The sequence below is a fragment of the Microbacterium sp. SORGH_AS_0421 genome (assembly GCF_030818635.1).
In the GTDB taxonomy this organism is placed as follows: domain Bacteria; phylum Actinomycetota; class Actinomycetes; order Actinomycetales; family Microbacteriaceae; genus Microbacterium.
Map to the genome: position 1 here is coordinate 2,622,552 of NZ_JAUTAO010000001.1, position 19,118 is coordinate 2,641,669.

Here is a 19,118-nt window from a genome sequence, read left to right on the forward strand (position 1 = left end):
CAATAATCCGTATGGTGCAGGGGGTTCCCCTGAGGGCTACTCTAGGGAGACAACGACCATACGGCAACCGTACGGAGAGAACTGGTGGGACGAATTCAGCATGTCAGCGCGGATGCTCAGGCCAGCTACGGCACAGACGGCTACATCGCCCTGCAACTGTTCGATGAGCGAGAAGTTGATCGTCTGCGCGAGATGGTACATCGCGTGGTCATCGCCGTAGACCCGCCGATTCATCCCCGCATGGTGATCCAGCGAGCGCTCCAGCAGCCGGATTGGGAACGTTTCCCCTCCAACCCCTTCGCCGTGCACCATGTCGTGAACTGTGTCCTCGCGGGCGATGAGTGGATCTCGCTCGCAGCAGACCACAAGCTAGTAGAGGTGATGAGCCGACTGCTAGGACCAGCGTTGGACCTCGACATGAGCTTTCTGCGGATGAGACCTCCCGGACTGAAAATGGCCCCCCCTTGGCACATCGATGCGGTCGGGGACTACTTCGATACCACCGAGGCCATAACCGCCTTGGTTTACTTGACCGACATGGATGAGGAGTCCGGAGCCACTTGGGTGGTTCCAAGACACGTACCGTTGAGCATGGACGATTACCTAGCCGGAACTCTCAACGACGCCGACTTCGAGGCCGCAGGCCACCCAATCGTGGCCCCGGCCGGTACCGTCGTGTTCCTCTCTCCCACCGTGATTCACCGAGGAGGGTGGAATCAGGGAAGCGCGGAATCCGGGGTTCTCGCTTTCGAGTACCGCTCCGCCGGCAACCGGCGGGTTCCCGAGTCAAACCTTGATCTCGCACTAAGCGATATGCCCGTCGCTCGGCCCGGGTGGTCACTCACTGGTCTCGCAGACTGGCGTGCCTGATCGAAGCCTGACGAGTCAACAGCAGGTTCTGATGGATGTGACCCGGGTCTGAACTTCCGATCAGAAATGATGTTTGCGACGAAACGAAAGCACCTACCACTCTTTCCATACGTCCTCGATCATCGCCCAGGACGGCCAGGTTCGGCCGCTTGAGAACACTATGCGCTATGGGTTGAATTGATCTGCTTCGGTGCCACCTCGCGAAGGCGCTAATCCGAACATCAACGGGGAATGCCGTTTGATGAAAAGCCGGGTAGCCGCCAAAAATTTGCCGCATCCATTCTAATCGCTCAAGCGACAAGTTGCAGACGCCAATCTCTCTGACGAGACCTCGCTCTTTTGCCTTGATCATGAGAGGCCACGAATGAGCGAACTGAGCGTCCGGTAGGTCACCATGGAGCAACCATAGATCGAGATACTCGATATTTAGGCTGCGCAGGCTAAACGCCAGAACGTCGTTCTCCCGGCCGCAGAACTCTACTGGAAACTTCGAACAAACGGTTATGTCGGATCGGTCGATTGAGCTTTGTTTGATTCCGACTCCAACGTCGCGCTCATTTACGTAGGCGGACGCCGTGTCGATGAATCTATATCCGAGATCGACTGCACTACACACTAGATCCACCGCGTTCGAGCGCAGTCCCCACGTCCCGAACCCAATAGGAGGGACGATCACCTCGAACTTTCCCCGCCGCGCCGCAAGCTCAATTCTGTATCTTCAGGCGAATTTTGCCAGAAGTGTCGATTGAGGAGCCAGAACCCGGATGCGTAGATTCCAACACTTGACACAAGGACAACTGGCCATATTTCGACAGAAGTGAGTGTGGCAGCTGTCACGATAGCGGCTCCGGCGATAGCCAGAGAATTTATCCAGCGACTCGCCGCACCCACGCGTCCGAGCATGTTCAGCGGAACAACGCGCTGGCGGTAGGTAATCACCGCCGATGCGTAAATAACCGAGCTGAATGAATAAAAGAACCACCCGGCCAAGTAGTACACGACACCGATACCCGGGAAGGCAAGCGGCAACAGAAGGATGGGGACGTTTAGGACCAGCTGCGTCACCAGCATGACTCTGACCGAACCGAACAGTCGAACAAAAAATGAGTTGCATAGACCGCCAAGGATCCCGCCCACAGCTGTGACGCCAACCGCAACTCCGACCCCCCAGGCGGGGACCTCGAGCACACGGATGAGATATAGGAACTCCACCGTACCTGCCACGGTCGAGAAGACATTGGACGTAACGCTGGACGCCAAGATGAGACGCAGACGTGGTTTTTGCAGATAGAAAGTAAACCCGGCTCCTACGTCGGCTGCAATCTGTTTTGCCCGAGACTTGATATCCTTTGTCGGCTTGACAGCAGTTTCATTCTCGGCCTGAACCCCCTCGAACTTTTCGGGCGGTAGCCGAAACGCGAGTAGAGCCGAGAACAGAAACGTTGCCGCGTTGATCAGTAGGCCAGCAAAAAGACCAAATGCACTTATGAGGGCTCCGCCCAGGCCAGCCCCTCCCACCTCAGCAACGGATCTGGAAGATGCATAGATGCCATTGACCTTGTCCATCTGTCCATTTGGCACCAACGATGGCACCACTGTATCGGTCACGAGGTCGCTCAGCACACCGAGAACCTGTAACGCAACTGCCGCTACCAGGAGCCAAACTACTGTCAGAGCACCGAAAAACCACAGGACGGGGATTAAGGCGATTAGGAACGCGCCGAGAAGATACGAACTGATCAGCAGGCGGCGCCGGTTTTGACGATCGACAATTAAGCCGATTGGCAGAGCAATCACCAGCATCACAATTGCGGCCACAGCTTCAATGGTCGCCACCCACGCATTACTGGCTTCGAGCACAGTGATGGCTACGAGCGGTATTATGATCCCGCTAATCTCGGTTCCAGTATTCGCAGTGAAGGAACTGACAAGGAAAGGTCGGACCCCACGCAGTCGAAGCGTATTCTGGGCGGTGCCGCTCAATATTCCGTCACTCCAAATCCACGCGCCACATCTCGACACAACGCCGCATTCGCGTTCTCATTCGTGGCGTCGAAGTACCGCGCGGCGAACATAATATTAGATTCACCCAGGTAGTTTCCGGTGACGGCGATGGTGGCAGTCTCGTTATGAACCGCGTGCACCCAGGCGCTGGGGGTGAAAAGTAAATCCCCGGGCTGCTGCGTGTATTCGAATTCATAATCTTTCGAATCATCCGATGGGGCAGGCATGATAGGAATTCGGCCTTCTCGCAGCGCATGCAGAGGGGGCGCAAATTTCCAGACTTTCGTTCCCTCGACCAAGTAGTTCCAAGCTGCGCTCGCCATAGTGTCAACATGCCGCGGGGTACTGCTGCCTTCCTGACCAATCATGAGCCAATACCAGTTTGGGCGCATATCCGCTGGCAGCGCGGCCATCCAATTGAGGCGTCTCAGGACTCCCGGGACTTCTGAAACCAAATCCGGTGAAATGTCGGCGAGAGTGACGTGCTTCATGTACAGGGGATGTGCGGATCTCAGGTGCATCACGTCCAACAGCGTTCCAAGGGTTCCGGACCAATCTCCCTGGAGCCGAGACGGATCGCCCTTCTCGGCGACGACACCGACGTTTGCAAACTTCTCGAGAGCGTGTCGTCCGAAGGCATCTCGGAGCGGATCGTTGCGACCGAGTTTCACGACGTACGGCGAAGTGCTACGCGCAGCCGTGGTCACCGCGGCTTCGAGGCCAGCCGAGTCAACGGTAATCTCATTCATTGAAACCTTCAATCGACGGACCGAGCTCCTTCTGCTGAACCCAGTCTTCGCGGTGCTCGTCAAGACGGTCTGCCCCAAATCGCATCTCGATCTCCTGAACCGCCTCAAGAGCCTTTCGGAGATTAGTCCGCTCGCTACGGCAACGAGCGACTTTCGCGGCCGCCTTTTGCTCAGTCTTAGTAGAAGAATCCGTTCGAGCGAAAGGCGCCTCGGGGAAGTTAACAGTACACATACGCACGGCCCAGCAGCTGCTGCATGATGACGTTTGCGCCCCATCAGCAAAGCTCGACAACTGTTCCATTCCGATGGAGTAGTCGACACCCGTTGCGACCGTACCTGTGGCAAATTCGGCAGCCTGATACTCGTACGAAGTGTAGTAGGTCCCGTCCGCTCCGAGCACGAGATACTCGGATCCCGGTACAAGCTGCACTCCCAACAGGTTGTCAACGCGCGCCGGATCCTCAATTTTTTGTTTCTGGTTTAGGGCCCGATGGAACGAACGATGCAAAAATCCGTGGCTGAATGCATAGTGGAAGCGAAACGACCGCTCCCGATCAGTCCGCTCATTGATATGCGCGGAGACAAACAAATCCCAGATTTTGTCCTGCTCATCGAACAGCTGTTGGAACTCGTCATACGACCCGGACCCACCTGGAAGTACAAGATCAAAATCCCACGCTAGCGCCCTCTGCGCCACATCCCACTCCGCAAAGTATTGATACATCTTGCGCGTGTCCAGTGGCTGAGAGAGGACGCATATGATGGCTACTCTGCGGGCAAAATAATCCGGCCACCTGTCGGCGACCCATTCGATCTTCGCACGGACGCGGTCATGCGTACCCTTGCCGCGCCTATCTATCCGATACAAATCATGGTTCGGTCCATCGATAGATACATTCATGTAGATGTCGTTGTCCACAAGGAATTGCATGATCTTGTCATTCAGCAACATGCCATTGGTGTTGACCTGGAGGATCAACTTTGGAAATTCTGTCCCAACCTCGCGTCGGCGTTCATTAATGACCGCCATGGCCTGTTCCATTTTTTTGAAACCAAGGAGGGGCTCGCCGCCGAAGAAGTAGATCGCCTGCTGGCTATCTATCACGCGCTTCTCGTCCACGAGAAATTCTCGTATTGCCGTTTCGAGGTCATCGGCTGAGGGCTCGAGCGTCTGATGGTTGCGCGTTCCCTCATAAGCGCCGCCGTAATAGCAGTAAGTGCAGCGGATGTTACATTGTTCGGTGGGGTTGAGGACAAGAGTGCGGGAGCGGAGGTTTTCTGTTGGCGAATCCACGGGAACATTCGGCAACACCCATCCAGAAGCCGGTATCGTCTCGATCTTCAACCCAGGAAAGAGGCCGTCGAGTTGATCGTCGGAGATCGGTTCATCGACTTGAAGAGCCGTCACTTGCCGTCGAGTCAGCTCGATTGTTTTCCCAGACGCCGGGAAGTAAACGAAGACGCCGCCCCCCGGGGCATCTACGTCAAGCGCTCTAAAGACTAGGAGACGGTCCCCGACTTTACGAATAGAAACGGAATCCTCTCCAGGATTCTTTGCCACATATCCGCCCCAATTCGGACGATCAACACGTTCAATGATCTCCTTTTGCGCTTCCGTCAGCATTGGGCCTTCTCCGTCTTTACATCTGCGGTCAGTGCGGCGTCGAGTAGGGTGAGAATTATTGCGTTTACATTACGGGCGGAATTTTCATTCCAAATGTCGCTATACGTAGTTTCCACGATGTCTGCGCCGACCACGTTGAATTTGGCACATACGGCGCGAAGGTCCGTCAGAAAGGCCTCAAGCGAGGGCCCCCCGGCTTCGGGATGGCCCGTCGCCGGAAACGTTTCAGGAGAAAGGATGTCCACATCGATAGATAAATAGACAGGTTCAGATGGGTCGCGATCCAGCAATTGAGAAGTAGACGGGAAGCAATTCACGATCTCGGGCAAAGGGAAGAACTTATCCTGTAACGGAGCTCGAACTCCAACAATGTCCGCGTTCGAACAGCACCCCGCTTGATCCAAGTATGAAAGAAAATTGGCGTGAGTCAGATCGGCAAAGTTCGTTATACGATCTTGCGCGGGAGCCGTGTCGCAGTGTGCGTCGAAGCATATTAATCGCACCTTGTTCTGCAGGTTTTCAGCCAGTCCGTGGACGATGGGCGCGGTGATGCTGTGATCACCCCCGATGAATACTGGCATCCCTGATACTTCAGACGCGCGTGTGGCCGTGTCACGGATGGCGTCGAAATACACCTGACGCGGTAGCCGCGGATCGAGTGGAACCCCGCCTAGATCGCCGATGTCGAAGACGCGCTTTCCGCCAATCAATAGGCGCCCCGTGTCGGGAACCCGCAGCCCGGTTAATCGGCCATCCGCGGTAACTTCGAAGCCGGGCTTCGGTCCAAATTTGCGGATTAGTTCTGGTCCATGTCGCTGCCCCGGGAGACCGGTGGTCCCGCCATCCCAGGGAATGCCGACAATGACGGCGTCAGCCCACCCATAAGCATCTCTTACGGTATTAGCGTCTAACGCGGGTAGTCCCATCACGCCGTCCAGGATAGGATCTTGTGATTGCATCGCTTGGTTGTCCATGTGTATTCAAACACCCCATTGCACGGGCGTCACCTTGCCTGATTTCCAATCGCTCCGAATAATAGCGTACGCTACTGAATCCTTCGGATCTTCGCCTTCCACCGACCATCCTTGTCGATAGTGCGCCTCCTTCACGTAACCGCATCGGAGAAAAACCTTCTGCATGGCAATATTGTCTGAGCGCGTATTGCCCTCGATGCGATTTATCAGAGGGTAGTCGGAAAAGACGATTGTTGTCCCCCGCCCGCAACGCTTCTTCGCCGTAACCGTTACCACGCGTGCGTTCAGCGAGCCGCAGGTCGAACATAGGAGCGTTGTCGGTCATGTCGTGGAAATTTATGTATCCGACTTTTTCGTTCGCGTAGACGATCCAGTAAGCTAGATTGTCTGGCGAAGCGAATGTCCCGCTTTCAATCCTAGCCTTAGCCTGCGTTCTGGTAGGTTTTTCTACTACGTGAAACGGGAATACCTCGGTCGAGAGAAAATCGATGAGGTCGTCCGAATCGTGGTCCAAGTCTATTCTCGCGAGGCGGAGGGGCATGTCGAAAGCTTAGTCGAGAGCGCTGAGATGCGATAGGAAAGAGCTGCCGACCATCCAGACTGGAGGGCCTGGGTGAGGACGTAGAGTGCCCGGTCGGCGTAGAAGGTAAAGCTGTGTCCGAGTTCGTCGGTGACAGTGATGTCGACGGTCACGGTGAGTGTGATTGTGGCCATGACGCGCACCGGGGACTAGCAGCTCGATAGCTTTCCTGCTGCGCTTGAGGGCAAGCGGAAGACATCGCGGATGCATCCGCGCCGGCTGTCGGTCATATGTCGCCCCGCCGGCGCCCCCATCGCTGTAGAGCGGCGCTTCCCCATCAGCGAGATCTGCCGGCCCGGGCAAGGGCGTGCTCTGCAAGCAACCGGGCCACCTGCTTGGACGACGCCCCCTCGGCCTTCATCAGCCGTGCGGTTGCGCGCATCTGGGCGTGAGGAACGGATCGGTGACAATTGATCGTTAGTGCCGGGAGGCGCTGGCGGGGAGGATGTCATCATGCCCGGTCCTTATCCCAGAGAGTTCCGCGAGGACGTTGTCGCGGTCGCTCGTAGCCGCGAGAGCGGCGTCACTATCAAGCAGGTTGCGACGGACTTCGGGATCAGCGAAGCAACGCTGCAGAACTGGCTCCGCCAGGCCGATGTCGAAGAGGGCAACCGGCCCGGACAAACCGCCGCCGATGCCGCTGAGGCGCGGGAGCTGAAGAAGCGGATCCGGCTCCTCGAGCAGGAGAACGAGGTCCTCCGCCGTGCGGCGGCGTATCTGTCGCAGGCGAACCTGCGCCTCGGTGGCTCCCCAAAATGACGTACCCGCTCGTTGCTGAGCTCGCCGATGCGGGGATCCCCGTGACGGTGTCGTGCCGGGTTCTCAAGCTCGCCCGCCAGCCCTACTACCGGTGGAAAGGCGACCCGATCCGTGACGCCGACATCGTCCGCGCGTATCGGATCAACGCGCTGCACAACGCTCACCACGACGACCCGACCTTCGGCTACCGGTACCTGGCCAACGAGGCCCGCAGAGCGGGTTGGCGGATGAGCCGGCGGACGGCGTGGAAGCTGTGTTCGCAGGCCGGGATCCTCTCCTCCGCGCAACGCCGCCGACGCGGGAAGGGCAAGAAGGCCGGTCCGCCTGTGTTCGACGATCACGTGCAGCGCGTGTTCCGCGCCGACGCACCGAACCGGGTCTGGCTGACCGACATCACCGAGCACCGCACCACCACCGAGGGCAAGCTGTACTGCTGCGCGATCAAGGACGTGTTCTCCAACCGGATCGTCGGGTACTCGATCTCGGATCGGATGACCGCGAAGCTCGCCGTCGACGCGCTCCGTAACGCCGGCGCCCGCCGCGGTGAGGTCGCCGGGTGCATCCTGCACGCCGACAGGGGTAGCCAATTTCGCAGCCGAGCCATGGCCCGCGAGCTGCGCCGTCACGACATGGTCGGATCCATGGGCCGATTCGGCGCGGCCGGGGACAACGCGGCCATGGAGTCGTTCTGGTCGCTCCTACAGACCAACGTGCTCAACCAGCAGCGGTGGACGACCAGGCAGGAACTACGGCTGGCCATCGTGGTCTGGATCGAGCGGAAGTACCACCGCCAGCGAGCCCAGGACACCCTCGGCGGGTTGACCCCGATCGAGTTCGAAGCGAAGCTGGCCGAGCCGCTCACACTCGCGGCCTAAACCGAACCTGTCACCAGTTCGTTCCCTCACGCCCGTGATACTGCGAGATTCTCGCCGTTGATCGAGGTTCCGCTCGTATAGGACGATGACAGCGCCTACAGCAAGTCCGGTCATGACCGCCCCGATGGTGTCGGGAACAAAGGTCGACCAAGCCGGGGGTAAGAGGCTCGTCGACGTCGGCGCCGATGTCACACCACAGGTGTCAACAAGACCAGCCATCATTCACGCTCCCCCTGCTCGAATGCTGCCCACGCCACATCCTGCCAGCGTCGACGGCGAATGAGCCGCAGCGGCGCCGGCCGCGCTGTCGTCGACGACCTCCACGAGGTGAGATTTCGCCGCCTGAAACTAGCCCGTGCGACAGCGCAAATCCGGTCAGAACAGTGGAGGACGTCAGGCAGGGTGACGTGGGTATTGGGTGTGCGAGGGTGCCGGTGGCGCCCAACACCCCGGGGCGATGTCGGAACCCCTCCCTAGACTGGGAGCAAGCCAATGGCCCCCACATCTTTTGCTGGGACGGGGGGCCACTGGTGGAGGCGACCTCTGTCGCAGTGCGCGCACTGCTCAGGGCCACGGGAACCGCTCTCGGCTCATGCCGGGGGCGGTTTCTGTTTCTACGGTACCCGGGGAACCGCTAAGCAGCACGGTACTCGGGGGGTACGACATTGGCGAACAGCGCTACTCGAGCGACGTTGTTCTCATGTCGACAACGCCTGCGCGAACGCCGAGTACTACGCCCCGGGGTACCCGTCGCACCGTCGTCGACTACTCGCCTTCGTGGTTGTCGACTCGGCTATCGTCAGCGTCCGTGGACGTCGGGATGGACGAGTGGCGTTTGCGGTGGCGCTCGGCTGCGCGGTAAACGCTCGCCCGTGAGATCCGAAAGGTACTCGCGATATCAGCGGGCGACTGCTCCCCCTCGTCGAGCATCCGTGAGATGGCCGCGTCGGCCTTCGCTGAGATGGACGGCTGCCGGCCTTTGAGCTTGGCCCGCACCGCCGGCCGCGCCATGGCCTCCTGCGTGCGGAGGCTGATCCACCCGCCCTCGGCCTCCGCGATCGCGGCGAGGAAGGCGAGGAACAGCTTCGACCACGGGTCGCGCGGGTCGTAGACCGTGTGCCCCATCTGGAAGATGACGCCGCGGTCGGTGAGGTCGCGCACCAGGCGCAACGTCTCTTCGAGGTTGCGGGCGAACCGATCCATCTTCGGCACCACGAGGGTGTCACCCTCGCGAACCGCGGCGAGGGCCTGGTGCAGCCCCACGCGTGAGATGTTCTTGCCGGTGAAACCGACGTCGGTGTAGATCCGCCCCGGGGCGACGCCGGCACTGATCAGAAACGCGTGCTGAGCGCCGACGTCCTGCCCGGTGGTCGACACCCGCGAGTACCCGATCTTCATTCCTCGGACCACCGACACCGGGTCACTCCCCGCTTGCGATCATCAACCATGTCACCCCTTGTTTCACATAGGACGCCGTCAGTGAGACTAACTACGGTCACCCTATATGAGACACCGGAACGGCGGGAAGGTGCGGAGCGCAGCCGTGGGCGGGGAGTCTCACCAGCCGATCCGTAAACGGACACATCGGGATTAAAGGTTCGGGCCAGCTCGCGACTCCCACGCGTCCGCCGAAGCTCGTTGATGAGCTGACAGAACACATTCAACTGGGCAAATAGGGTGGGGTCAGCTGAAGGAGGAATGGCACGATCGAGTCGTTTGGCCTCGCGGCCTTACTCGGGCTGGTCCTGGTGATGCTGTACTTCCCCGGCCGCGTCGCTTACGAGCTGACAGGCAACTGGCTTCGCACATTGCGTGAGTATCGTCGGTTGTCGACCCCCCGCAAGCAGTCACTTGACCCATAGCGAGGCAGGTGGCGAGCGCGGTCGTTGCCCGGCTGGCCGCGCGCCGGCGGGTGAAGATCTGGTTGCGGGTCATCGCGATCCTCGCTTTCGAGAATGTTGTTATCGCCCGATAACTCTATGGCAGGCACGCGTGTGCTCGCGAGGTGTCTTGATTAAAGTCTGATGAGTTGATGCCGCTCCGCGGACCTCCCCTAGGCCGCTCGGGCTGGCGTCGAACGCGACGAAGGGTGGAAACCGGAATGAGCAGCACCATGACGATCGCGCTCGCGTCGGCATCGACCTCGGCGATCGCCGGCGGCGCCCCGCGCGTCGACGGGGCGTACGTCGACGGCATCCGGCCTTGACGCGATCCGCGAACATGGGCCTTTCCCGAGTGCACATCCTCGGTGCGAGCGGCAGCGGAACGACCACGCTGGGTCACGCGCTGGCCGCGCGGTGGGCGGTTCCGCACGCCGATGCGGACGACTACTTCTGGATGCCGACCACTCCCCCGTTCCTCCGGAAGAGGGACGAGATGCAAAGGGTCGCGCTGATGCGCGAGATCTTCGTGTCGCGCCCCGCCTGGGTGCTTTCCGGGTCGATGCTCGGGTGGGGCGAGTCGGTCGTCGCCGAGTGCGACGCGATCGTCTTCCTCACCCTGGACCCCACGGAACGCCTGCGTCGGCTCGAAGAGCGCGAGGTCATCCGCCGCAGAGGTCAGCCGCACGACGACGAGGCCTGGCGCGTCTTCAGAACGTGGGCGGAGGGATACGACGACCCCACCTTCGACGGCCGTAACCGTGTCGAGCACGACACATGGCTCGCGGCGATCGGCAAGCCGGTGCTCCATCTCGACAGCCGCTGCACGGTGGCGGAGTTGACGGATGCCGTGTGCGGGTGGGAACCCGCTGGCGCGACGTCTTAGCGTTTCGCCTTGTCGACGTCGACGAGCCACCCTCTGCGCACGCATACCCGCTGTTCACCGGGCTCGGGCCCGTCGGGGTCGTCAACGGAGACTGAACCTTACGACTCGTGCCGCTCACCCGGAACCGCATCGGTGGGAATCAGCTCGACCGCGTGCGGCACGGGCTTGGACACACTCATCCATCGTGATGGGCGCAACCCGAGGAAGACCGCGCTTCCGCGGTCGCCGCGTGAGAACGGCGGGAGGCCCACGTCCACGGGATTCACGTCATCCCGCGGGGCACCGTACCCGGGACGACGGGGACTCGAACGCGTCACGGTGTCTTGCAGGACGATCTGGATGCCCGTGACGCGGCCCTGGACGCGATCGTTCGTGGTGGCCTGGCGACGCCGCGCCTCCAAGGCACCGACCGTCATGGCAAGCTCGGCGCCTAGGTCTCGGACGAACTCGTCGGAAGGTGTCTGTCTATGAACGACGAAGTCCACTTCGTCACTCAGGGTAAACGGGTCACCGCAACAGTCCCACTCCGTCGAATCCAGCCAGACGCGCGTCATACTGCCCACGCTCAGGGCAGGGGTGTCGCTCAGTCACTCCGCACCCACCCTGCCGTCACGCCCAGCACGCGCGAACCGTCGAGGTCGCCCAGCGACAGGCCGGCGAACTGGGTCGCGGCATCCGAGGTCTGCCAGCGGAACCGCGGGGCCGAGGTGGTGGCGGCCTCGACGACGGTCTTCGCGGCGTCCTCCGCCGACTGCGCCGATGCGAACGAGGTCGCCGCGCGGTCGAGGTACGCCTGCTGCAGTTCCGCGTACGGGCCGGGGGCGGCGCGATGCACCGAGGCGACGAAGGACGAGGCGACGGCGGCCGGTTCGACGATCGACACATCGACTCCGAAGGGGGCGACCACCGGGGCGAGCGACTGCATGAGACCCTCGACGGCGAACTTCGCGCCGCAGTACGCGTCGGAGAACGGTTGCCCCACCGCTCCCCCGACGCTCGTCACGGTCACGATGCGCCCGCTCCCGCGTTCACGCATTCCGGGGAGGACGAGACGAGTCAGACGCGCGACCGACAGGTAGTTCGTCTCGAGCTGCTCCTGCAGCTCGTCGTCGCTCACCTGCTCGAGCGTGCCCACGGCGCCGCGCCCGGCGTTGTTCACGAGGATATCTACGGGACCCGTGGCCTCGATCAGGGCGCGGGCGGCCTCGGCATCCGTCACATCCAGGGCCCGGATGTCGAGCTCGACACCCGCCTCGGATGCCGCGGAGCGCAGGGCGTCGGCGCGCGCGGTGTCGCGGACCGTGGCGATGACCGTCACCCCCCGCTGGGCGAGCTGGATCGCGGTGTGCAGGCCGATGCCGCTGGTGGTTCCGGTGACGAGTGCGAGAGTCATGGTCTCATCATGCGCCTCGGATCCCATGGGTTCGGTGTGCGGGGGTTGTCCAGGGACCGCTGCCAGGGTGGGTCGGGTGACCGACGTCCTCGCCTCACCGGTTCGACAGCAATCCGCCCGCCCGTGGCGAGGGCTCGTCATCCTCGTCGCTGCCACGCTGCTGGCGTTAGCCATCGCGATCATCACCGGCGTGGGGGCTCTCTCCCGGCAGGGCGACGGCAAGACCGAGTTGCTCGTGGGGTCATGGGATGCGGGCAAGATCGTCGTCGCAGCGTGGATGGCGTCCGTCGTCGCCTTCTTCGCGCTTGTCTGCGCGATACCGGCACCGCGGTGGTGGTTGGTGCTCTTCCTCCCGCTACGCTTCCTCGCCTTCTGCGCGATCATCCCCGCGGCGATTCTGGTGGCCCTGTTCTCGGAGAGCTCGGTGGTGCCGCTCAACGCGAACGGGTGTGCGACGGGATACGTCGTCCGCGAGAGCACGCCGTGGCGACACACGACGGTGGATGTCCTCCGGACGGACGGTCTGCTGGCTACCAAGGTGGACAGCGGCTCTCGGCGCGGCGGCGAGAACCCCTTCGCCGCCGGGGACTATCGGGTTGATGTGGACGGCGATACATACCGTGTCGAAGCGGTCCCCGACGGTAACCCGTCTTTCGATCTCCCCGTGATCGTCGAGTTGACGCACGAGTCCTGCGGACTCGCTGACCGCGGAGTGCCGCGGTCGCTGAGGGGCTGACGCCGCCACGGTCTCCCGCTCACTGCGCAGGTAGGCACCCACCGTCGAGGATGTAGCCGCCGATCTCGACCGAGACGGAGGTGCCGGACACCTCTCCGAAAAGGCAGCCGCCCTGCGGCCCGGTCGCCGCGAAAAGCACGCTGTTCGCCTCGGCGCGCACCTGCGGCGACAGCGCTCCCCCCTCGTCGAGCAGCGTGGCGACCTCCTCGGCCGACAGCTCCTTCTCTTTGGCTGCCGTCCGCAGCACAGCGACGATATCGGCCGAGACATCCTCGGCGGCCGCGCGCGCGTCGTCGTCGATGCTCATCCGGTCGCGATACCGCTCGTTCGCCGCCATCGCCGCATCCGGATCGTAGGGAGCGCACTCCGGCGGCAGCTGTACCCCCTCCATCGTGGGGCATGCGTACGACGCAGTGATGCTCTCGGTCGGTGTCGGCCCCGATGCGCCTGCGGCATGCGCCGCGCAGCTCGTGGCGGTGGCGACGGTCGCGACAGCGACGATGAGCGCAAAAACGGTTCTCTTCATATGTTCCCCCCGCGCAAGTCTCGCAGGGGGCACATCTCGACGAGGGCATGTGCGCAGAGATCAGCGGATGCCGAGACCCGGCGATCCGAGGACGACGTCGCTCAATCCCCCGGCGTCAGCTCCACCCACCCGCCGCCGAACTTCGCCTGACGGTTGTCGCCCGACGAGGTGCCCGTAAGACGCCGGCGGACCCAGGGGCCGACGTGCTCGCGGTAATAGGCGGTGCCCTTCAGACGCTGGGCCTCGGGGATCTCGCGCAGGTTCCACCACTCCGTGGGCGGGGTGAGGCCGACCGACTCGATCACGCGCGCGGCGACCCGGTGATGACCGCGCGCGTTCATGTGCAGCCGGTCGACCGACCAGAACTCCCCGCCCGCGAGCTCGCGGTCGAACCAGTTGTACGCCGTGATCACGTCGGGTCGGGCTTCGAGGCGCTTCTCGACGGCGCGCGAGAGGCGGTCGCCGCGGGCTTCGATGAGCGCACCCAGCGGAAGCCCGGCCGTGGGGTTCGCGCTCGACAGCACGATGAGCTTCACGCCCTCTTCATCGCAGCGGCGCACGACGTGGTCGAAGAGGTCGACGATGCGGTCGATGCCCGTCCGCGGACGCAGCATGTCGTTGCCGCCGCCGTTGAACGACAGGTGCGTCGGCTTCAGCGCCAGCGCGGGCTCGAGCTGTTGAGCGACGATCGGCTCGATGAGCCTGCCGCGGATCGCGAGGTTCGCGTATTCGATCGGCTCCCCCGCGGCATCCGCCCATCCCTGCGCCGCCAGATCGGCCCAGCCCCGGACGGTGCCGTCGGGCAGTTCGTCGCCGACGCCTTCGGTGAACGAGTCGCCGATCGCGACGTAGCGGACGGATGCCATGGCTCGAGCCTACGCGGGCGCGATGCGGTCGCAGGCAGCGGGGTGCCCTCCGGGACGCGTCCCGTCGTGCGGCCGGAGGCCCGAGCGGCGAACACCTCCGCGACGCCTCGGGGTGATCTAGGCGAGAGCCCGCCCGCGCTGCTCGCGCAGGAACAGTGCCGCCACCACGGCCACCGCGAAGAACGCCGCGAACACGATGAACAGTAGCGGGGCGCCCCCGAGTCCGAGCAACGGCGGCACGGCGAGCGGCGCGAGAATCGACGCGATTCGCCCGACGCCCGCGGCCCAGCCGGAGCCGGTGGCGCGCAGCGGCGTGGGGTACGTCTCGGGGGTCGCGGCATAGAGTGCGCCCCAGGCGCCGAGGTTGAAGAACGACAGCGCCATGCCCGCGGCGATCACCGCGACCTCACCGGTCGCGGTGCCGAAGAGCACCGCGGCCACGGCGGAACCGGCGAGGAAAGCCGCGAGTGTCGCGCGCCGCCCCCAGACCTCGATGAGCCAGGCGGCGACCGCGTAACCGGGCAGCTGCGCGAGCGTGATGACGAGGGTGAATCCGAACGAACGCACGAGGTCGTACCCCTGGGCGACCAGGATGGTCGGAATCCAGATGAACGCCCCGTAGTACGAGAAGTTCACGCAGAACCACAGCACCCATAGGGCCGCCGTTCGGGCGCGAAGGGCCGGCGCCCAGAGCGCGCTCACGCGCGGGCGCGGGGCTGGAGCGGAGGGCGCGACCCCCTCGGTCGAGGCCTCGAGGGCGATGCGACCGGCCGCGGCCTCCAGATCGCGCACGATGACGATCGCCTCGGCGTTGCGTCCGCGCGAAGCCAGCCAGCGCGGCGACTCGGGCAGACCCCACCGCACGATCAGGGCGTACACCGCGGGGATCGCACCGAGCGCGAAGGCCCAGCGCCAGCCGTCGGCGGACGACGGGACGACGAGGTAGCCGATCAGGGCGGCTGCGGTCCACCCGACGGCCCAGAACGCCTCCAGGAAGACGATGAGCCGGCCCCGCATACGCGCGGGCGCGAACTCGCTGACGTACGTCGAGGCCACCGGCAGCTCGGCCCCGAGCCCGAGACCGACGACGAAGCGGAGCACGAGGAGCGCTGCCAGGCCGCCCACCAGCGCACTCGCACCGGTCGCCACACCGTAGACCAGCAGGGTCAGCGCGAAGACGTACCGGCGCCCGAACCGGTCGGCCAGCAACCCGCCGACGCTCGCCCCGATCGCCATACCGGCGAAGCCCGCCGACGCGATCCACGACGCCTGCGTCGGCGCCAGCTGCCACTGCACGCTGAGAGCCGCGATGACGAACGAGATGAGGCCCACGTCCATGGCATCCAGGGCCCACCCCAGACCCGACCCGCCCAGGATCCGCCCGTGACGACGGGTGAACGGCAGTGCGTCGAGACGTTCGGACACCCGAATGGTGTCGGTGGTCGTGGTCACCGGATGCCGGGGGCGTCGGCCGACGCGGGGGTGTCGGCGAGCATCTCTTCGACGAGAGGACGCACCTTGGTGCCGTACAACTCGATGCTCGACAGGAGCCGGTCGTGCGAGATGGACCCGCTCGCGATCTTCATCTGGAAGCGTGAGTTGCCCAGTGCCCGCACGGTCGCGGCGATCTTGCGGGCGACGGTCTCGGGCGAACCGACGTACAGCGACCCCTCGGGGCCCACGTCGTGCTGGAAGCGCATGCGGTTGTACTCGGGCCAGCCGCGTTCGCGGCCGATGGTGTTGTTGAGCTCCGCGACGCCCTCGAAAGCCTCGTCCCACGCCTGCTCGTCGGTCTCGGCGACGTGGCCGGGCGAGTGCACCGAGATCGGCATCTGGGGTTTGCCGAGCTCTGCCAGCGAACGGCGATACAGATCGGCGTAGGGGCGGAAGCGGGCAGCCGAGCCGCCGATGATGGCGAGCACGAGACCGTAGCCGTAGCGGGCCGTGCGCACGACCGACTCCGGTGAGCCGCCGACGCCGACCCACGCGGTCAGACCCGTCTCGGTCTTGGGGTACACATCGGCATCCTGGAGCGCGGCGCGCGTGCGACCCGACCAGGTGACGGGCTTCTCGGTCAGCAGGTGCGAGAACAGCTCCAGCTTCTCTTCGAACAGCTGCTCGTAATCGGCGAGGTCGTAGCCGAAGAGGGGGAACGACTCGATGAACGATCCCCGCCCGAGGATGACCTCGGCGCGTCCGTTCGAGATCGCATCCAGGGTGGCGAAGCGCTCGTACACGCGCACGGGGTCGTCGCTCGAGAGAACGGTCACCGCGGTGCCGAGGTGGATGTTCTTCGTCCGCGCGGCGGCCGCGGCCAGGACGATCTCGGGGCTGGTGACCGCGAAGTCCTTGCGGTGGTGCTCGCCCACTCCGAAGAACGACAGACCGACCTCGTCGGCCAGAACGGCCTGGTCCACGACGTTTCGGATGGTCTGTGCATCGGACAGCAGCGACCCGTCGGGGGCGCGCGAGATGTCTCCGAAGGTGTCGAGGCCGAGCTCGAGGGAACGGGCGTCCATGGGGTCTCCTTGCATTCGGATGAATGAACTTTACGCGACGACGGGGTATTCCCCCGCATCGCCGAGGGGCGCCGACTCGGCGACGCCCCTCGGGGAGATCAGGCGGATGCCAGCGCTGCGCGCAGCGTGTCGAGACCGACCCCGCCGATGTCCAGCGCGCGCGTGTGGAACTGCTTCATCGAGAAGTCGGAACCGCGGCGTTGCTCCTCTTCGTCGCGCACCTGCTCCCAGATGCGCTGACCGACCTTGTACGACGGCGCCTGTCCGGGCCAGCCGAGGTAGCGGTTCACCTCGAAGCGCACGAACTCCTCGCTCATGTTCACGTTCTTCATCATGAACGCCAGAGCGTAGTCGTGGTCCCACACGCCGGTGCCGTCCAGGCGCGGCTTCTGCAGGTGCACGCCGATGTCGAGCACCACGCGGGCGGCGCGCATGCGCTGCCCGTCGAGCATGCCGAGGCGATCGGCGGGATCGTCGAGGTAGCCCAGCTGCTCCATGAGGCGCTCGGCATAGAGCGCCCAGCCCTCGGCGTGGCCGCTCGTGCCCGCGAGAAGGCGCCGCCACGAGTTGAGCTGGGCGCGGTTGTACACGGCCTGCGCGATCTGGAGGTGGTGCCCGGGAACGCCCTCGTGGTAGACCGTGGTCAGCTCGCGCCAGGTGTCGAACGTGTCGACGCCCTCGGGAACCGACCACCACATGCGTCCCGGTCGCGAGAAGTCGTCGGTCGGGCCGGTGTAGTAGATCCCGCCCTCATTCGTGGGCGCGATCATGCACTCGAGGTTGCGGATGGGTTCGGCGATGTCGAAGTGCGTGCGACCGAGTTCCTCGACGGCCTTGTCGCTCGTTCGCTGCATCCATTCCTGCAGGGCCTTCGTGCCGCGGAGCTTGCGCGACTCGTCCTTCTCGAGGAAGGCCACCGCCTCTTCGACGCTGGCGCCGGGCAGGATCTCGTTCGCGATGGCCTCCTGCTCGGCGACCATGCGCGCGAGTTCCTCGACGCCCCACTCGTAGGTCTCGTCGAGGTCGATCTCGGCGCCCAGGAAGTGCCGGGAGTGCAGCGCGTACATCTCGCGCCCGACCGCGTCGGTCTCGCCCGCCACGGGAGCGAGCTCCGACGACAGGAACGACGCCAGCGAGTCGTACGCGACGCGTGCGGCGTTGGCGTGGGTCGAGAGGTCTCGAGCGAGGGATGCCGGCAGCTGGCCCTCGTCGGGAGCAGCCTCGCCCACGAACTCGGCGAAGAACCCCGTGTCGGAGGTGTAGCGGGCGATCTGCGTGACCACCTCGGTCACCTGGCGGCGAGCGGGAACGATGCCCTCGCTGATGCCCTGACGAAGGGTCGAGATGTAGCCGTCGATCGCGCCCGGCAGGGCCTTGAGTCGCGCCGAGATGGTCGACCAATCGTCGACGGTCGCCGTCGGCATGAGGTCGAAGGTCGAGCGGATGTCCTGCGCGGGAGACTCGATGACGTTCAGGTCGCGCAGGTGCGTCTTCGCCTCGTGCTGCTCGATCATCAGCGCGAGCTCGCGGCCCAGGTCCATCTTGGTGACGGTGTCGATCGCATCGACTGCGTCGGCGCCGTCGAGGGCCGCTTTGCTCGCGCGGGCGTCGGCGATGAGGGCCTCGGCACCCTGGGGGCTGTAGTCGCCGAAGCGTCCGTTGTGCTCGAAACGCCCGATGTAGGTCGCGCGAGTCGGTTTACGCTCGGCCAGGGTGTCGACCCACGCGTCGGCGATCGTGTCGATCGGCGTGGGGGTGCGTTGTGCGTCAGTCATCCTCCGAGCCTAGGGAAGCTGGGACCGGTCCGCACGTCCCCCCGTGCGCAGCGGTGCGGAGTGAGCTGACGGGCGGAGATCCGGGAACGGAGGAGCCTGTGG

17 protein-coding genes and 1 pseudogene are annotated in these 19,118 nt (G+C 63.8%); 4 read left to right on the forward strand and 14 right to left on the reverse strand.

Going from position 1 to position 19,118, the window contains the following annotated elements:
- Positions 1–84 precede the first annotated feature (84 nt).
- On the forward strand, positions 85–870 hold the full coding sequence (locus QE416_RS12495) for a phytanoyl-CoA dioxygenase family protein (protein WP_307316650.1): 786 nt from the start codon (positions 85–87) through the stop codon (positions 868–870).
- On the opposite strand, the gene QE416_RS16520 is transcribed toward QE416_RS12495, so the two are convergent.
- Genes QE416_RS16520 through QE416_RS12520 form a run of 6 tightly spaced genes read right to left on the reverse strand, consistent with a single transcriptional unit; the run spans position 842 to position 6,762 of the window.
- On the reverse strand, positions 842–1,546 hold the full coding sequence (locus QE416_RS16520; RefSeq protein WP_373458855.1) for an aldo/keto reductase: 705 nt from the start codon (positions 1,544–1,546) through the stop codon (positions 842–844). The genes QE416_RS12495 and QE416_RS16520 overlap by 29 nt on opposite strands.
- A complete protein-coding gene (locus QE416_RS12500; protein WP_307316651.1) occupies positions 1,543–2,892 on the reverse strand; it encodes an MFS transporter in 1,350 nt (449 codons plus the stop codon). Before QE416_RS12500 ends, QE416_RS16520 begins: the two co-directional genes overlap by 4 nt.
- On the reverse strand, positions 2,850–3,623 hold the full coding sequence (locus QE416_RS12505; RefSeq protein ID WP_307316652.1) for a hypothetical protein: 774 nt from the start codon (positions 3,621–3,623) through the stop codon (positions 2,850–2,852). Before QE416_RS12505 ends, QE416_RS12500 begins: the two co-directional genes overlap by 43 nt.
- A complete protein-coding gene (locus tag QE416_RS12510; protein ID WP_307316653.1) occupies positions 3,616–5,247 on the reverse strand; it encodes a radical SAM protein in 1,632 nt (543 codons plus the stop codon). The genes QE416_RS12505 and QE416_RS12510 overlap by 8 nt, the downstream gene beginning before the upstream one ends.
- A complete protein-coding gene (locus tag QE416_RS12515; RefSeq protein ID WP_307316654.1) occupies positions 5,241–6,221 on the reverse strand; it encodes an arginase family protein in 981 nt (326 codons plus the stop codon). The genes QE416_RS12510 and QE416_RS12515 overlap by 7 nt, the downstream gene beginning before the upstream one ends.
- Positions 6,148–6,762, reverse strand: a complete 615-nt coding sequence (locus QE416_RS12520) for a GNAT family N-acetyltransferase (RefSeq protein ID WP_307316655.1) — start codon at positions 6,760–6,762, stop codon at positions 6,148–6,150. Before QE416_RS12520 ends, QE416_RS12515 begins: the two co-directional genes overlap by 74 nt.
- A gap of 492 nt (positions 6,763–7,254) precedes the next feature.
- Here QE416_RS12520 and QE416_RS12525 point away from each other — a divergent pair.
- Positions 7,255–8,435 (forward strand): annotated as a pseudogene (locus tag QE416_RS12525) (IS3 family transposase).
- 765 nt (positions 8,436–9,200) lie between these two features.
- Here QE416_RS12525 and QE416_RS12530 read toward each other — a convergent pair.
- Positions 9,201–9,851 carry a recombinase family protein gene (locus tag QE416_RS12530; protein WP_307316656.1) on the reverse strand — a complete coding sequence of 217 codons (651 nt, stop codon included), beginning with the start codon at positions 9,849–9,851 and terminating at the stop codon, positions 9,201–9,203.
- A gap of 804 nt (positions 9,852–10,655) precedes the next feature.
- Here QE416_RS12530 and QE416_RS12535 point away from each other — a divergent pair.
- Positions 10,656–11,201, forward strand: a complete 546-nt coding sequence (locus QE416_RS12535; RefSeq protein WP_307316657.1) for an AAA family ATPase — start codon at positions 10,656–10,658, stop codon at positions 11,199–11,201.
- 98 nt (positions 11,202–11,299) lie between these two features.
- Here QE416_RS12535 and QE416_RS12540 read toward each other — a convergent pair whose 3' ends face one another.
- The gene (locus QE416_RS12540) at positions 11,300–11,755 is read right to left on the reverse strand and encodes a DUF6578 domain-containing protein (RefSeq protein ID WP_307316659.1); all 456 of its coding nucleotides are present in this window, start codon (positions 11,753–11,755) and stop codon (positions 11,300–11,302) included.
- 29 nt (positions 11,756–11,784) lie between these two features.
- Positions 11,785–12,594, reverse strand: a complete 810-nt coding sequence (locus tag QE416_RS12545; protein WP_307316661.1) for an SDR family oxidoreductase — start codon at positions 12,592–12,594, stop codon at positions 11,785–11,787.
- A 76-nt stretch (positions 12,595–12,670) separates the two neighbouring features.
- On the opposite strand from QE416_RS12545, the gene QE416_RS12550 reads away from it, so the two are divergent.
- Positions 12,671–13,330 carry a hypothetical protein gene (locus tag QE416_RS12550; RefSeq protein ID WP_307316663.1) on the forward strand — a complete coding sequence of 220 codons (660 nt, stop codon included), beginning with the start codon at positions 12,671–12,673 and terminating at the stop codon, positions 13,328–13,330.
- A 19-nt stretch (positions 13,331–13,349) separates the two neighbouring features.
- Here QE416_RS12550 and QE416_RS12555 read toward each other — a convergent pair whose 3' ends face one another.
- The 5 genes from QE416_RS12555 to QE416_RS12575 all read right to left on the reverse strand — a co-directional run bounded on the left by QE416_RS12555 (position 13,350) and on the right by QE416_RS12575 (position 19,016).
- Positions 13,350–13,856 (reverse strand): hypothetical protein, encoded by a 507-nt coding sequence (locus QE416_RS12555; RefSeq protein WP_307316664.1) that lies wholly within the window; start codon positions 13,854–13,856, stop codon positions 13,350–13,352.
- A 101-nt stretch (positions 13,857–13,957) separates the two neighbouring features.
- Positions 13,958–14,722 carry an SGNH/GDSL hydrolase family protein gene (locus QE416_RS12560; protein ID WP_307316665.1) on the reverse strand — a complete coding sequence of 255 codons (765 nt, stop codon included), beginning with the start codon at positions 14,720–14,722 and terminating at the stop codon, positions 13,958–13,960.
- Positions 14,723–14,839: 117 nt separating this feature from the next.
- Positions 14,840–16,174, reverse strand: a complete 1,335-nt coding sequence (locus QE416_RS12565) for an MFS transporter (protein ID WP_373458856.1) — start codon at positions 16,172–16,174, stop codon at positions 14,840–14,842.
- Complete coding sequence (locus tag QE416_RS12570; protein WP_307316668.1) at positions 16,171–17,241, reverse strand: LLM class flavin-dependent oxidoreductase; 1,071 nt, start codon at positions 17,239–17,241, stop codon at positions 16,171–16,173. Before QE416_RS12570 ends, QE416_RS12565 begins: the two co-directional genes overlap by 4 nt.
- Before the next feature lie 98 nt (positions 17,242–17,339).
- Positions 17,340–19,016 carry a DUF885 domain-containing protein gene (locus QE416_RS12575; RefSeq protein WP_307316669.1) on the reverse strand — a complete coding sequence of 559 codons (1,677 nt, stop codon included), beginning with the start codon at positions 19,014–19,016 and terminating at the stop codon, positions 17,340–17,342.
- Positions 19,017–19,118 lie beyond the last annotated feature (102 nt).